At 68.0% G+C, this 14,325-nt stretch carries 12 protein-coding genes; 8 read left to right on the top strand and 4 right to left on the bottom strand.

Translation table 11 applies throughout. The annotated features are described in order from the left end of the window. The 8 genes from ACFOGJ_RS19830 to ACFOGJ_RS19795 form a co-directional block, all read left to right on the top strand. A partial coding sequence (locus ACFOGJ_RS19830) for a hypothetical protein (RefSeq protein WP_379903787.1) occupies nt 1–280 on the top strand: 280 nt, incomplete at its 5' end. A gap of 11 nt (nt 281–291) precedes the next feature. After that, complete coding sequence (locus ACFOGJ_RS19825) at nt 292–1,266, top strand: glycosyltransferase family 9 protein (RefSeq protein ID WP_379903785.1); 975 nt, start codon at nt 292–294, stop codon at nt 1,264–1,266. A gap of 14 nt (nt 1,267–1,280) precedes the next feature. Next, the gene (locus tag ACFOGJ_RS19820; protein ID WP_379903783.1) at nt 1,281–1,697 is read left to right on the top strand and encodes a hypothetical protein; all 417 of its coding nucleotides are present in this window, start codon (nt 1,281–1,283) and stop codon (nt 1,695–1,697) included. Between the two features lie 15 nt (nt 1,698–1,712). Next, nucleotides 1,713–4,439, top strand: a complete 2,727-nt coding sequence (locus tag ACFOGJ_RS19815) for a DUF2169 family type VI secretion system accessory protein (RefSeq protein ID WP_379903781.1) — start codon at nt 1,713–1,715, stop codon at nt 4,437–4,439. A gap of 158 nt (nt 4,440–4,597) precedes the next feature. Further along, complete coding sequence (locus tag ACFOGJ_RS19810) at nt 4,598–4,987, top strand: DUF4150 domain-containing protein (RefSeq protein WP_379903779.1); 390 nt, start codon at nt 4,598–4,600, stop codon at nt 4,985–4,987. Nucleotides 4,988–5,081: 94 nt separating this feature from the next. Next, nucleotides 5,082–6,263 (top strand): pentapeptide repeat-containing protein, encoded by a 1,182-nt coding sequence (locus tag ACFOGJ_RS19805; RefSeq protein ID WP_379903777.1) that lies wholly within the window; start codon nt 5,082–5,084, stop codon nt 6,261–6,263. Between the two features lie 33 nt (nt 6,264–6,296). Further along, nucleotides 6,297–6,983: a DUF3540 domain-containing protein gene (locus tag ACFOGJ_RS19800; protein ID WP_379903775.1), complete on the top strand. Its 687-nt coding sequence runs from the start codon at nt 6,297–6,299 to the stop codon at nt 6,981–6,983. A gap of 26 nt (nt 6,984–7,009) precedes the next feature. Beyond that, nucleotides 7,010–7,402 (top strand): DUF4150 domain-containing protein, encoded by a 393-nt coding sequence (locus ACFOGJ_RS19795; protein WP_379903773.1) that lies wholly within the window; start codon nt 7,010–7,012, stop codon nt 7,400–7,402. Between the two features lie 152 nt (nt 7,403–7,554). On the opposite strand, the gene ACFOGJ_RS19790 is transcribed toward ACFOGJ_RS19795, so the two are convergent. From ACFOGJ_RS19790 to tssH, 4 genes are read right to left on the bottom strand one after another with little or no spacing between them, the layout of a single operon-like run. Then, nucleotides 7,555–9,429 (bottom strand): tetratricopeptide repeat protein, encoded by a 1,875-nt coding sequence (locus tag ACFOGJ_RS19790; protein WP_379903771.1) that lies wholly within the window; start codon nt 9,427–9,429, stop codon nt 7,555–7,557. A 44-nt stretch (nt 9,430–9,473) separates the two neighbouring features. Next, entirely contained in the window at nt 9,474–9,686 is a 213-nt protein-coding gene (locus ACFOGJ_RS19785; protein ID WP_379903769.1) for a hypothetical protein, read from the bottom strand. A 22-nt stretch (nt 9,687–9,708) separates the two neighbouring features. Continuing rightward, nucleotides 9,709–11,574 carry a type VI secretion system Vgr family protein gene (locus tag ACFOGJ_RS19780; protein WP_379903767.1) on the bottom strand — a complete coding sequence of 622 codons (1,866 nt, stop codon included), beginning with the start codon at nt 11,572–11,574 and terminating at the stop codon, nt 9,709–9,711. A 54-nt stretch (nt 11,575–11,628) separates the two neighbouring features. Then, a complete protein-coding gene (gene tssH / locus ACFOGJ_RS19775; protein ID WP_379903765.1) occupies nt 11,629–14,322 on the bottom strand; it encodes a type VI secretion system ATPase TssH in 2,694 nt (897 codons plus the stop codon). Nucleotides 14,323–14,325 lie beyond the last annotated feature (3 nt).

Here is a 14,325-nt window from a genome sequence, read left to right as displayed (position 1 = left end):
TGGCGGAGACGAGGAGGAAAGCGGCTCCGGCGACGAGGAAGAGAGCGGCGGAGACGAGGAGGAAAGCGGCTCCGGCGACGAGAGCGGCAGTGGCAATGCCAATGCGTCGGGCAGCGGCCCCTCGGCAGGCGACCAGGCCAAGCAGGGCGTCAAGGATGCCTTCAAGTCCGGCGCAAAAAGCACGGCCGGAACCGGCGGCGGCACCGCGGCTGGTGAAGGCGGTTCACGGATCGGCAGCAGCCAGGTGTCCGATGCTGCCGACAAGGCCGGCAGCACCTGAGGAGCTGGACAATGGACCAATCCGCCTGCCCGAACCGGGACACCCTGCCGCCGCTTCTGGACATCCAGCAGAACGGCATGGGGGATGTCGTGCTGGCCTGCTGGCTGATCGAGAGCGCCGGCGCCTGCGGCCGGGCGCTCCAGGTCAATCCGCGACGGTGGAGCGGATTGCCGCGCCTTCTGGGCATTCCGGCCGCATCGGTGACCGTACGCGAGGGCCCCAGCGCGACCCAGGACGAGGCCCTCGGGCTGCGCTACGAATATCGTGCCGTGCAGCAGGCCCTGGAGTGTGGCGCACTGCCAAAGACCCGCTTCGCCCTCTGGGCGGAAGCGCTTGGCCTGACCGGCTCCGATGGTGGCCCGCTGGCACCGGTCCGGCCGCGCCATTGCGAGGACCTGTCGGACAGGGCCTGGGCCAGCGCGCAGTGGGACATGCTGCAGGCACCCGCGCTGGCGCCGCGGGTCCTGCTCTTCCCGGATAGCGCCAAGCGCATCCGACGCTGGCCGAAGGCGCAATTCGTCGAGATCGCCGCACGGCTGAAGGCGGATGGCTGGGCGGTCGCCGCGATGGGTGCCAAGCGCGCATCCCTCGTCGGAATCGGCTGCCGGTTCTGGTTCGGATATCCGGTCGACCAGGTGGCGTCCATGATCGCCCAGGCGGACCTGGTGATCACCAACGACACCGGCCCGGCCCATCTGGCGGGCACCATCGGCACCCCCACCCTGGCGCTCTGCGGGCCGACCGACGGCCGGGTCGTCTTCAGCCACATGCCGGAGGTCAGGCCGCTGACGGCCGCCGGCCCGGAGGCCCCGCCCTGCGCGCCCTGCCATTTCTCCGAGGCGATCGGCTACGGTGCGCCCTGCCGGGAGAAAGGCTGTCTGGCCCTGGCGGCTCTGACACCGGATGATGTGCTCGATGCCGCGCGGCAGCGGCTCGCCGAAACCCTCCACCTGCCGCCGGCACAGTCCGCGCGGGCTGTGGCCTAGAAGGATGTGACGTCATGGCCGGATGGACCAAGCAGACGAACAAGGACTATCACTTCATCGCGGTGGAGGAGACGACGTCGAAGTACTACGGCTACCAGTTCGTCTGTTCCTGCACGGCGATGTTCAGCGTCTATTCGCTTCTGAAAACGATCTCCCAGACGAAGGGCTGCTATCTGGTCAGTTCCGCCCTGAATGTCGGCATGTCCTACAAGACGAAGGCCTGCCTGGCGCTGGAACTGACCACGATCAATGTCGGCATCTCCACCTACGGCAAGGACAACACAACCACCGTGACCGGGGCCAAGCTGGTCGACATACCGATCAGCCTTCTGGCCGACCGGCAGACGATCAGCGACGCCGCCGTTGCGGCGGTCCGGGCGGATATCGGTGCGGCATGGATCAATTCGCGCTCCCTGCAGGCGACCGTCTAGGCGCAGGCTGCAGGGATGAAGTTATTCAAACCGATCCGCACCGGCTTCCTCAGCCGCATCGTCCTGCATGCCGGCCAACCGCACTTGGCGGTGGCCCTGCTACACTATTTCCCCTTTGACGAGCCGCGCCGCATCGGGCTGGAGCAGGACATGTGGGCGGAGATCATGCCGGTCCTCGGCGACCAGATCCTCGATCCGTGCGACCCCAAGCCCCGCGCCGAGGTGCTGGTCCATGGTGCCTGCGTCGCGCCCGCCGGACAGCGCATCCAGCGCGGCGAGGTGCGGCTGACGGTCGACAAGGCGATCGACAAGCGGCTGACCGTGACCGGCAACCGGGAATGGATACGCCCCGCGCTCGGCCGCCTGCAGGCTTCCGCCCCCCTCCCCTTCGAGCGCATGCCGCTGGACTGGGGCCGGGCCTATGGCGGCAAGGACTATGACGGCAATCCCGACGGCATCGGGCACTGGCCGCGCAGCAATGGCAGCCAGTCGCGCTTCCCGCTGCCGAACCTGGAATATCCCGACGACCCGATGCGGCTGCCGGACCAGGAGATCCGGCCGGCGGCGATGGGTCCCCGCCCGATCACCCTGCCCGCCCGCCGCAAGCTGGCCGGCACCTACGACGCCTATTGGGCGAAACATCACGAGCCCGGCTATCCCCGCGATATCCGTCCCGAGTTCTTCCTGACCGCGCCCCCCGACCAGGTCATGCCGGGATATTTCCAGGGACGGGAGGGCTTCCGCGTCGAGCATATGCATGCGCAGCGGCCGCGCCTGCAGGGTGCCCTGCCCGGCCTGCGCGCGCGCTGCTTCGTGGAGCAGAAGCGCGGCGATCTGGCGGAAGATTCCCCGGTCGACTTCCTGGAGGTGCCGCTGCAGCCGGACACCCTGTTCCTGTTCCCGGAACTGGAGCGCGCGATCATTGCGCATCACGGCAAGGTAGCGCTGCGGGAGATCGACGGTCTGGACCTGACCTACCTGCTGGCCGGCTTCGAGTGGCAGGAGGACCCAGCCCGGCCGCTGGACCACTGGCAGGAGGCGCTGCGGAAGCGGGTGAAGCTGATCCCGAACCCGCAGGTGCTGCTGGAAACGGAGGATGTCTGCCCGATCGGCTGGCGCGAGCCCACCCTGGAAGCGGCCGAGACGGTGAAGCCGCTGGCGGTGCGCGAGCAGGGCGCCATGCCGCCGCGCCTCACCGCCCTGATCGGCAAGGTGAAGGGCAAGCAGGCGGCGGCGATGGCGGCGGTGGGCCTGGCCGCCCTGCCGAAATCCGTGGCAGCCAGCGCCGACAAGAGCGATCCGCCGGAGGTGAAGGAGATCCTGGCCGAGATCGACAAGGTCAAGGACATGCGGCCGAAGAACCAGGCCGAGGCGGAGGCGTTCCGCGCCCAGATGCAGGTGATCTCCGACAAGATGGAGGCACTGGGCCGCGGCAAGTATGCAGAGGCGGAGAGCCAGGCCCGGTCGCTGGCCGAGGAACTGGGCTACGACTACGACACGGTGGTGGCCCAGGGCCGCGCCGAGGCCGGTGCGGAGCCCGACGTCCTGGCCGCGAAGCTGCGGTCGATCGCCGAACGCGCGAAGGAAGGCCTGGACCCGACGGTGAAGGCGAAGCTGGACGCCGCCCTGCCGAAGGACCTGGAGGGACAGTATGCGGCCGCCCTGAAGGATGCCTCGACCCGCCAGGCCCAGCTGGAACGCGAGAGCGCGCACCTGATGCCGCCGCCGGAGGCGATGGCGGCCAGCAAGCAGATGGTCAAGGCGAAAGCCCTGGCCGGCGCGTTGGCCGCAAAGCGGCCGCCGGCCGACACCGCCCTGCCCGGCATGGATTTCAGCGGCCGCAAGATGGACGGCATCGACCTGAGCGCGGCGACCCTGACAGGCGCCCGTTTCGTCGGCGCCTCGCTGATCGGCGCGAAGCTGGGCGATGCCGGGCTGGCCCATGCCGACCTGACCCGCGCCAATTTCAGCGGTGCCATGCTGAAGGGCGCCAACCTGAACAATGCCCGGCTGGTCCGCACCATCTTCGCGAAGGCCGACCTGAGCGGCCTGACCTTCGCCGATTGCGAGGCGCGCAACACCTCCTTCGCCGGCGCCAACCTGACGGGCACCAAGTTCCACGGCGTGAAGCTGACCGGTGTGAGCTTCGCCGGCGCCGACCTGAGCAAGGTGTCGTTCAACCGCTGCGAACTGCGTGGCTGCAGCTTCCGGGGCGCCAAGGTGGGCAATACCGCCTTCCTGTTCTGCATCCTGGACCAGGCGGACATGCGCGGCCTGACGGGCCCGGCGCTGAAGCTGATCAACTGCGAGGCTCCCGGCATCCGCTTCCAGGGGGCCAAGCTGACCAACATGGCGGTTGGGGGCAAGACGGTGATGGACGGGGCGGATTTCTCCGGCTGCACAATGCCGTCCTGCAATCTGAGCTTCGCCTCCCTGACCGGCGCGCAGATCCGCGACGCGCACATGGAACAGGCCAATTTCTGGCAGTCCGACCTGACCGGTGCCGACCTCTCCGGCAGCTTCCTGCGCGGCGCCATCCTGATGCGCGCCGACCTCACCGATGCGGTGATGGAAGGTGTCGACGCGATGCAGGCCAATTTCATGAAGGCGCGCCTGGTGCGCACCAACCTGGAGGCGGCGAACCTGTACGGGGCGAACTTCCTGAAAACGCAGTTCGACCGCCCCAACCTGGCCAATGCGCATGTCGAGAAGTCGCGGCTTGCCGGGCTGAACATGCCATGACCGGATGGCCGCCCGAATGGCCCTAAGGGCGGCACCGCCTGTAGCGGCACCGGCACGGTTTTGCCAAGATCGGACGGCATCTGTCTGACAGAGGCCTCCGCCGCGCGCCATGCCAGGGAACCGGCGCGGCGCGCCGTGCATGAAGGGAACGGAGTACGATGTTCAACAATACGTCCATGGCCGGCATGAGCTTCGGCTTTCCGGATGTCTGCCTGACCCCGGTGCCCGCCCCGACCCCGATCCCCTATCCGAACCTCGGCATGGAGCCGACCAACGTGCCGATGGTCGTCAACGTGTTCTACGGCTGCGGCCCGGCGCACACGGTCTCCGGTATCACCCCGATGACCGAAGGCGATGAGGCCGGCGTCAATCTCGGCGTCGCCTCCGGCCTGGAATCCGGCCCGGAGACGACCCTGGTCCCGTCCTTCACGGTGTTCGCCAACGGCCAGCCGATCGACAAGATGACGTCGATGACGATGCACAACGGCACCAACGCGATCGGCGCGAAACTGGTGCCCAGCCAGGTCGTCTCCATGACACTGGCGTGAAGATTGACGCCGAACGCGAACAGCGCGCCCCTTCGCATCCCGGCGGCGCTATGATGCGGACGTCCGGCGGGGCGGAAACCATGACGGAACGGCCATGACCAGCATGCGGCGTCAGATCGCCGACGCGGTGTCCAAACCGGCGAAGATGAGCCGGGAGGAACTCGTCGCCGAGCACAAGGGCACGCAGATGATGTACCGCATCGACGTTGCGGGAGAGGATCTGCGCGGCCTCGATCTGAGCCACGCGATGTGGGAGGAATGCAGCTTTGCGGGCGCCGACCTGCGCGGCGCCAGCATCGCCTCCTCGATCTTCAACACCTGTTCCTTCGCGGGCGCGAAGCTGGACGGCGCCGACGCAACCTCGTCGATCTTCAATACCCCCGACTTCACCGGCACCCGGTTCGGCAAGGCGCGCCTGCCCAGTGCCAATGTGCAGAACTGCACCATCCGCCAGGCCGACCTGGGCGACGTCTTCATGGACGGCGCCATCTTCGATCGGATGGATTTCGGCGGCACCCGGTTCCCGCGGGTCCTGAAGCGCTGCGCCATCGTCAACAGCCTGCTGGTGGAGACCCGCCTGTCGGGCTGCCGCCTGGAGCGTTGCGCGATCATGAAGTCCGATACGCGCCGCATCGACCTGACCGGGGCGGAGCTGCTGCAATGCCTGCTGGTGAAGGCCGACCTGACGGCAGCGGCGCTCCAGGGTGTGAAGCTGAACCGCTGCAACATCGTCGATGCCGTGCTGCCGGACCGGAACTTCGACGGCCACGACTTCACGATGACGCAGTTCATCAAGGCGAAGATGCCGCGGACGACGTTCCGGAATGCGGTGCTGAAGAACTGCAATTTCCAGGAATCGGACCTCAACCATACCGACTTCAGCGGCGCGCAGATCCAGAACGGCCTGTTCAATGCCGCCAACCTGACCGGTGCGCGACTGGTCGATTGCCGCATTCCCAACGGCAGCTTCGCGGCCGCGAACCTGGCGCAGGCGGACCTGCATGGCGCGGAACTTCCCCATGCGGTCTTCACCAAGGCGCAGCTGGTCGCGGCATCGCTGCGCAATGCCGCCCTGTCCTACGCGATCTTCATGCATGCCGACCTGACGGACGCGGATTTCGGCGGCGCCACCGTGACACAGGCCAAGCTGCACCGCGCGATCGAGGACGGCACCAACTGGCGCGGCGCCAATCGCAGCGATGCGCGCGGCGACGACGAAGGACTGAAACGGGCCGAGGACTGGCCGACGGCCAGGAAGGCCGGCGCGCCGGCGTAACCGCGCCCGGCGCGGACCGAGAGGAGTAGTTCGATGACCGATGCACAGGATCTGGCGAAGACCGCCGTGTCATCCGCCACGGCGGACCTGTTCCCCGCGCGCATCGCCGGCCCAGGCGCCGACGCGCAGAGCTTCCTGGTCCGCCGCGACGGCGAAGCCACGGACCTGCGGGCCCGCACCGCGGATTCCTGCCTGATCCGGCCGCAGCCGGAGGACCTCGTGCTCTGTGCCGCCTATCCCAGCGGCAACGGCATGGCGTTCTACATCCTGTCGGTCCTGGTGCGGGCTGATGTCTCGCAGCCAGCCATGCTTGCCGTCGCCGGCGGCCTGACGGTGTCGGCCCAGGACGGCCCGGTCACCGTGCAGGCCGGACAATCGCTGAACCTGCTCAGCGGCACCGGCATGACCCTGTCGGCGGAGACCCTGAGCGTGCGGGCGGAAGCCGGCCTCCTGCACCTGGACAGCGCGGTGCTGGAAAGCCAGGACGCGGTCGCCAGCATCGGCACCCTGCGGCTGATCGGCGAGAAGCTGCTGTCGCTGGTGAAGGTGGTGTCCGGCCAGCATCGCCGCGCCACCCGCAAGGTGGAGGAGGTCGACCAGGTGCAGGCCGGCGAGGTGGTGGTGGCCGGCGAGCGGCTGATCACCAACACGGCGCACCAGATCGTCCATGTCTCCACCGAGGATATGCGGTTCGACGGCGCCCGCATCCATATGGGCTGAGCGGCACGACAACCGGGGACGGCAAGATGTTCAACAACACCTCGATGTCGGGCATGAGCTTCGCCTTTCCCGACACCTGCCTGACACCGACGCCGGCCGGGCCGGTGCCCGTCACCTATCCGAACACCGCGATGGAACCGCTCAACGTCCCCTTCGAGCCGACGATCTTCTATGGCTGCGGGCCCGCCCATACCGTCACCGGCAGGACCCCGACCACCCTGGGCGACCAGGCCGGGGTCAGCGGCGGCGTCGCCTCCGGCACCATGTCGGGACCGGAGAGCACGACGGTGCCGTCGATGACCGTGTTCGCCAACGGCCAGCCGATCGACAAGATGACCTCGGTGACGATGAACAATTCCACCAACATGATCGGCGCCAAGCTGGTGCCCAGCCAGGCGGTCAACCTGACCCTGACCTGAGGCTCGCCTGAAGCAATTGCGCTTCCAGTTCGTCACCGCCGGGTCTTGTTGTTTGGCCCGGGGGGATGGTGAACCGCTGTTCGGAGACATGGTGGACGGGGTGAGTCATTGCGCGGAACGTTCCACCGGACATCGGCGGCCGCGCCGGCCGGTCAGCCCGTGCGTTCCCGCAGTTCCGCGGCGACATCGGCGACCACGGAGGCCCAGTCCCCGGTCCGCTCCGCCCGGAACAGCCGCAGGCTGGGGTAGAACGGGCAGGCGGTGCCGCGGCGGCCCCAGCGCCAGTCGGCGAAGACCGGCAGCAGCAGCCAGCATTCCTTGCCCAGCGCGCCGGCCAGATGCGGGATCAGCCCGTCGCAGGTGATGACGAAGTCGAGCTGCGAGATCGCCGCCGCCACGTCGTCCAGGTCGCGGCACGCGGCAGCGATGTCCTGGATGCCGAAATCGGCCATCAGCCCGGCATCGTTGGGCCCGTTGCGGTAGGCGAAAGAGAGGAAGCGCGCGGGCACCTCCTCGAATAGAGGCTCCAGCGCGCGGAAGGTCAGGTCCTGGTCGGGGCCGACGGCGCGATTGCGCTGCTGCCAGCAGATGCCGACCACGGGCTCGTTGGCCACGAACAGGCCCTGGTCCCAGCCGCGGTCGCGGCCCGCCTGCGGCGCCAGGTAGGGCACCCGCGCCGGCAGGTCGGCCTGCCGGTAGCCCAGCGCCCCCGGCATCGCCGCCAGAGGCATGGTCAGCGGCAACCCGTCCGGCACTGCACCATCTTCATGGACCACGGCCGACAGGCCGGGCACCGATTCCAGCAACGGCCCGAACAGCGGCTCGGTGCGCAGGACCAGGCGGCCGCAGCGTTCGGCGAGTTCCGGCAGCAGCCGGGCCAGCTGGATGATGTCCTCCGCGCCGGCCGAAGCGGCATCCAGCAGCACGCCGTCCGCTGTCCGGCTGCCGTCCCAGGGCCTGCGCTGCGTCGCCGGGGCCTGCGCCGCCGCCTCCGCCGCCAGGTCGGCCCAGGGGTCGCGCTCGCCTTCCGCCCAGGCGATCCGGCGCAGCAGATGCTGGCCGCCAGGCAGGCCGCCGACCTCCTCCAAAGTCTCGCGCGCCCGGGTCGCCTTGCCATCCTCGAGCAGGGCATGGCCCAGAATCAGCTTGGCGGCCTGGTGCTCGCCGTCGATGCCGAGAAGGTCGAAGCAGGTGGCGATGCTCTTCTTCAGCTTGCCCGCCGCCAGGGCGGCCCGGGCCAGCGAGATCAGCGCATCCCCGTCCTGCGGATAGAGCAGCACCGCCCGGTCGAACACGGCGACCGCATTGCCGTACTCGCCCATCGCTTCCAGCACCTGGCCCTTGGTGATCAGGACGGGCAGGTCCTTCGGCGCATGTAGTTCCGCCTCGTCCACCAGGTCCAGGGCGGCCGCCACCTCGCCGCGCGCGACCAGGATCTGCGCCAGGTTGACATAGGCCGGGGCGAATTTCGGATCGCAGTCGATCGCCTTGCGATAGGCCGCCATCGCCGCCTCCTGCCCGGTCGCCGGATCCAGGGCGCCGAGGGCCAGGGCGGCGTTGAAATAGCCGGACGGATTGTCCGGCGCGATCGCCTGCGCGCGGCGGAACAGGTCCAGCGCCTCCTGCACGCGGCCGAGCTGTGCCAGGGCGCTGCCCAGATTGTTCAGCGCCATGACGTTCTCGGGGTCCAGGTCGACGGCGCGGCGGAAGCTCAGGCTCGCCGCTTCGGGATCGTTGGCCTGGATGAGGGCGGTGCCGCGGTTGACGAACAACCCGACGGAGCCCGCCGGATTGGCCTTCAGCGCGCTGCCATAGGCCATGATCGCGTCGCCGGTGCGGCCGCCGGCCAGCAGCACGTCGGCCACGCCGACGGCGGCCTCGAAATTGTTGGGGTCGATCTCGAAGACCCTGCGGAAGACCTCCATCGCCTCTTCGAGGCGGCCGCGGCGCATATGCTGCGCGGCGACGTCGAGGGCTTCGCGCAGGCCGGCCTCCCGCTCCTGCAGCCGTTCGCTCTGGTCACTCATCACCGGAATTCCATTGCTCTGACGCGCGCGACAGCGCCGGGCACTCATCCCTGGCCGTAGCGCTCCGCACGGATCTCGATCAACCCGCGCCCGGCCGTGGTCATGGCGGCCCCGCCGGCCTCTCCGGCATCGCCCTTCGACGCCGGCCCGGCCGCCGTGCCGAGCGCGCTGTCGGGCACGGCCTGGCCGGACAGCTGCCGCCGGCTGCGCTGTGCGGTGAGGCCCTTGGACGCCGTCGCGATGTTCTGGTCAGCCATGACGCAACCCACGCTTGCCGGATTAGGAGTCGATCTTGAAGTTGACCGAGCCGCCGATGGTCACGGTCACATCGCCCTTGACCAGCACCGACATATTGCCGCCGATCGTCAACGTATAGTCGCCGCCGATCTCCTCGGTCTTGGAATCGTGGACATATTCCACCGTCTGGTAGGAGGCGGTGGTCCAGCGATTGGCGACCAGGTCGTCGCGATCCTTGCCGGCGGTGGTGACCAGGCGCTGCGACCCCTTGGCATCGAACAGCAGCACCTGGTTGCCGCCGGCGTCGTGCATGCCGGTCAGCCGCCGGTAGGGGCCGGCCGCCTCCGTTATGGCGGAGAACTCGTTGCTCTTGGTCGGGTCGTACAGCATCTTGCTGCGGCTGTTGTAGACACTGCCGACGATGATCGGCCGGTCCGGGTGATTGTCGATGAACATCACCAGGACCTCATCGCCCAGCCGCGGCAGGACCTGCATGCCGTGGGTCGCGCCGGCCCATCCCTGGCCCAGGCGCAGCCGCACCTTGGTCTTCGCCGCATCCCACTTGAACGAGACCTGCGGCCGGCTGTGCTGGTCGAAATCGACCTCCTCCCCGCCGGAGGCGGTCTCCACGATCGCCACATGCGGCGCGTTCAGCTCCGGATAGGGCGTCAGCTGCGCCGGCCCGTACTCGTAGTCCATCTTCTGGGCTTCGAAGATGTTGCGGAAGATCGGCACATTGTCCTGCATCCGCCGCCCCATGTCGTGCACCACCTGCCGCACGAAGAAGGCCCCGTTGGAGAATTCCTGCGGCGTGCCCCAGCGCAGGTTGAAGGGCAGGTTGACCTTCTCCCCCGCGGCCATGAACTGGCACTGCGATGCGCCCAGCGCCAGCAGCTTGTTCGCCTGCTGTGCCTTGAAACGGCGCGGCGAGATATTGTCCACGCCGTCGGACAGTTCCTCGAACATGCCGGGGAACTGATAGACCTGCACCGCCTTGTCGCCGGACGGCACCTTGGCATGCAGGGTGGCGGAGGCATTCTCCGGGTTGTAGTCGCGCATGGCGTACTGCTCGGGCACGGTCTGCGCTTCGTAGATCAGGTCGGACACGACGTCGGAGGGCTCGTTCGCATCCGGCTCCGCGCTCTCCGACAGCGCCAGGTTGCGGTCGCTGAGCTCGCCCTCCAGGAAGTCGGCATTCTCCTGGCCCAGGACCAGCTTGTAGCCGCTCTGGTCGTTGACGATGTAGTAGAAGATGCCGTCGCGCTCCAGGTTCCGATGGACGAAGCTGTAGTCGCTCTCGTTGTACTGGATCACCAGTTCGCGGTTGGGCGGCTGGCTCGACAGCTTGGAACTGTCGATAACCGCCTTCGCCGTCAGGTTCGACGGATAGGACTTCACGATGTCGTTGAAGATGTCGACGATATTGCCGCTCCACACCCGCGACTTGCGGGTGAAGGCCAGGTACCAGAGCCAGGGATAGATGTAGAAGTCGTAGGCGGTCTTCGCCTCGACCGAGGCGCTGACATGGCGCACGCGGAAGATCTCGCCGTGGAAGACGCGGGAATCCGACAACCGGCCGACCGTGAGGGCGGCATGCTTGTGCAGCATGTCCTCCACCTTCAGGGCGGAGCTGAGCACCCGGGTGCGGACCCAGATGTAGTAGGGCGGCCGCTGACCCTCGGCGAGACCGAGGGTCGGGTCGATATGCGGCACCTTGTAGTCCTGGAACGGCGACCAGGTCGGCGGCGCCACGTCGGAGGGGTGGAAGGCGAACGGCGGCGGCGTGTCCAGCAGGGTCTGCTGCAGGCCGGAGACGGTCTCCACCACCCGGAAGGAGATGATGTCCTCGTCGGCGAACTCGATATCGTCGGCGACGAAGGAATAGGTGTGGGAACTAACAACAGGCATCGCCGTCTCCTGGCATCAGCAGAGCGCGGCCAGGCCCTGCCGCCGCCCCCGGAATCACGAAAACTGGATGTCGAACGTGCCATCCTCGCCGGTCTGCACATGGACCCGCTCGAAATGCTGCTCGTCCGCCATCCTTTGTAGAATCATGGTCGACAGTTGTGGCAGCAGCGTGTTGTTCAGGATTCCGTCGATGGTCCGGGCACCGGACGCCACGTCGGTCGCCGCCTTGATCGTATGGTCGATCAGGGCGGCATCGTAGGTCAGCTCCGCCTTGTGGCTCTCGGCGAAGCGCCGCTGGATCTTGCCCAGCTTCAGGCGCGCGATCTCGCCGATCTCCGACGGGGTCAGCGGGTAGAACGGCGTGACGCTCATGCGGCCCAGCAGGGCCGGCTTGAAGGTCTCCGCCAGGACCGGGCGGATCATGTCGGTCAGCTCGTCGGCCGGCGGCGGCTCGTCCACGTCGGTGCAGGCCTCCATGATGATGTCGGAGGCGAGGTTCGAGGTCAGCAGGATCAGGGTGTTCTTGAAGTTCACCGCCTGGCCCTCGCTGTCCTCCAGCATGCCCTTGTCGAAGACCTGGTAGAACAGCTCCCAGACGTCGGGATGCGCCTTCTCGAACTCGTCCAGCAGCACCACGCTGTAGGGGTTGCGCCGCACCGCCTCGGTCAGCACGCCGCCGGTGCCGTAGCCGACATAGCCGGGGGGCGCGCCCTTCAGGCCGGCCACGGTATGGGCCTCCTGGTATTCCGACATGTTGATGGTGACCATCCGGTCCTCGCCGCCGTACAGCAGGTCGGCCAGGGTGATCGCCGTCTCCGTCTTGCCGACGCCGGACGGGCCGACAAGCAGGAATACGCCGGTCGGCTTGTTGGGCTCGTTCAGCCCCGCCTTCGACGCCTGCATCCGCTCGGCGATGGTGCGGATCGCCATCTTCTGGCCGATGATCCGCTCCGCCAGCCGGTCCTCCAGGCGCAGGATGCCGTTGATCTCATCGGTCATCATCTTGCCGACCGGGATGCCGGTCCAGCCGGAGATCACCTGCGCGACGACATCGCCGTTGACATAGGGCATCACCATCGGCCGCGCCGCCTGCAGGGTTTCCAGCTGCAGCCGGTAGGAGTTCAGCTGCGAGCGCAGCTCGTCCAGCACCTTGCCGGTGGTCTCGTCCTTCTCGATCTCCTCCATCAGCTTGTTGATCTCGACGACGAGGTCGGCTTCCTGCTTGTAGCGGCCCTCGAGCTTGATCCGCTCGACGTCGAGCCGCTCGATCTCGGCGCGCAGTTCGTTGACCTCGTCCTCCTTGGCGAGGCCGGCCTTCAGCTGCTTCTCCATCGCCCGCAGGCTGCCGTTCAGGGTGTGCAGCCGGTGCACCACCCCTTCCAGTTCCGCCGGCTGGCTGGCCTGGGCGATGGCGACCCGGGCACAGGCGGTGTCCAGCACGCTGATCGCCTTGTCGGGCAGCTGCCGGCCCATGATATAGCGCCGCGAAAGGCGCACGGCGTCGCGCAGCGCCTCCTCCAGGATCCGCACCTTGTGGTGCTTCTCCATGCTGGGCAGCAGGCCCGACAGCATGCGGACCGCCTTCTCCTCGTCGGGCTCGGCCACGTTCACGGTCTGGAAGCGGCGGGTCAGCGCCGGGTCCTTCTCGATATGCTTCTTGTATTCCGACCAGGTGGTGGCGCCGATGGTGCGCAGTTCGCCACGGGCGAGCGCGGGCTTCAGCAGGTTGGCGGCGTCGCCGGACCCGGCCTGGCCGCCGGCACCGATCAGGGTATGCGCCTCGTCGATGAACAGGATGATCGGCTTCGGCGAGGTCTTCACCTCGTTGATCACCTTCTTCAGCCGGTCCTCGAACTCGCCGCGCACGCCGGCGCCCGCCTGCAGCAGGCCCAGGTCGAGGCTGCGCAGCACCACGTTCTTCAGCGGCGGCGGCACATCGCCCTCGGCGATCCGGTTGGCGAGGCCCTCCACCAGTGCCGTCTTGCCGACGCCGGCCTCGCCGACGATGATCGGGTTGTTCTGCCGGCGGCGCATCAGGATGTCGATCATCTGGCGGATCTCGCCCTCGCGGCCGATGATCACGTCGGTCTTGCCGGCCTTCGCCTGCGCCGTCATGTCGATGGTATAAGCGTCCAGCGCCTTGCCGCCGCCCTTCTCGCCGCCGCCCGCCGACGGCGCGGTGCCGCCCGTGCCGCCGCCCGGTGCGCCCGGCGCACCGCCGGCCTCGCTGCCCGCGGCGCCGTCGCCACCGCCGCCGCCGGCACCGGCGACCGCCTCGATCGTGTGCGGGGTGAACTGGCTCAGCTCCACCCGCAGCCGGTCCGGCGACAGCCGCTCCAACTCCGGCGCCGACTGCAACAGGGAGGCGCGCAGCGAGCGGTCCTCCATGATCGCCAGCAGGATCGCGCCGGAACGGATCTTCTCCTCCGCCAGGGTCAGCGAGGTGACCCGCCAGGCGGCCTCCAGCATTTCCAGGAACTGCGGCGAGAAGGAGGGGCGCGCGCCGGAGCCGCGCTTGAAGCTCTCGATCGCCTCCTGCAGCTGCGATTCCACCCGCGGGACCTTGCAGTCGTAATGCTTCAGGATCTGCTCCACATCGCAGCCGGGCACCGCGATCAGCTTGATCAGCAGATGCTCGATCTCGATCTGGAAATTGGTCTGAGACACGCTCAGATGGGCGGCATCGTTCAGTGCCTTGTAGCAGATCTGGTTCAGCTTCCCGACGATCTGCTTGATGTCCGTCGCCATCGC

It is taken from the genome of Marinibaculum pumilum (genome assembly GCF_042646425.1).
GTDB lineage: Bacteria > Pseudomonadota > Alphaproteobacteria > Ferrovibrionales > Ferrovibrionaceae > Marinibaculum > Marinibaculum pumilum.
Note: the sequence above shows the minus strand (reverse complement) of the source record. Positions and strands in the feature narration are given on the sequence as shown.

Coding starts and splice junctions, on each gene's coding strand:
- ACFOGJ_RS19825 (WP_379903785.1), top strand. CDS start 292: ATGGACCAATCCGCCTGCCCGAACCGGGACACCCTGCCGCCGCTTCTG.
- ACFOGJ_RS19820 (WP_379903783.1), top strand. CDS start 1,281: ATGGCCGGATGGACCAAGCAGACGAACAAGGACTATCACTTCATCGCG.
- ACFOGJ_RS19815 (WP_379903781.1), top strand. CDS start 1,713: ATGAAGTTATTCAAACCGATCCGCACCGGCTTCCTCAGCCGCATCGTC.
- ACFOGJ_RS19810 (WP_379903779.1), top strand. CDS start 4,598: ATGTTCAACAATACGTCCATGGCCGGCATGAGCTTCGGCTTTCCGGAT.
- ACFOGJ_RS19805 (WP_379903777.1), top strand. CDS start 5,082: ATGACCAGCATGCGGCGTCAGATCGCCGACGCGGTGTCCAAACCGGCG.
- ACFOGJ_RS19800 (WP_379903775.1), top strand. CDS start 6,297: ATGACCGATGCACAGGATCTGGCGAAGACCGCCGTGTCATCCGCCACG.
- ACFOGJ_RS19795 (WP_379903773.1), top strand. CDS start 7,010: ATGTTCAACAACACCTCGATGTCGGGCATGAGCTTCGCCTTTCCCGAC.
- ACFOGJ_RS19790 (WP_379903771.1), bottom strand. CDS start 9,429: ATGAGTGACCAGAGCGAACGGCTGCAGGAGCGGGAGGCCGGCCTGCGC.
- ACFOGJ_RS19785 (WP_379903769.1), bottom strand. CDS start 9,686: ATGGCTGACCAGAACATCGCGACGGCGTCCAAGGGCCTCACCGCACAG.
- ACFOGJ_RS19780 (WP_379903767.1), bottom strand. CDS start 11,574: ATGCCTGTTGTTAGTTCCCACACCTATTCCTTCGTCGCCGACGATATC.
- tssH (WP_379903765.1), bottom strand. CDS start 14,322: ATGGCGACGGACATCAAGCAGATCGTCGGGAAGCTGAACCAGATCTGC.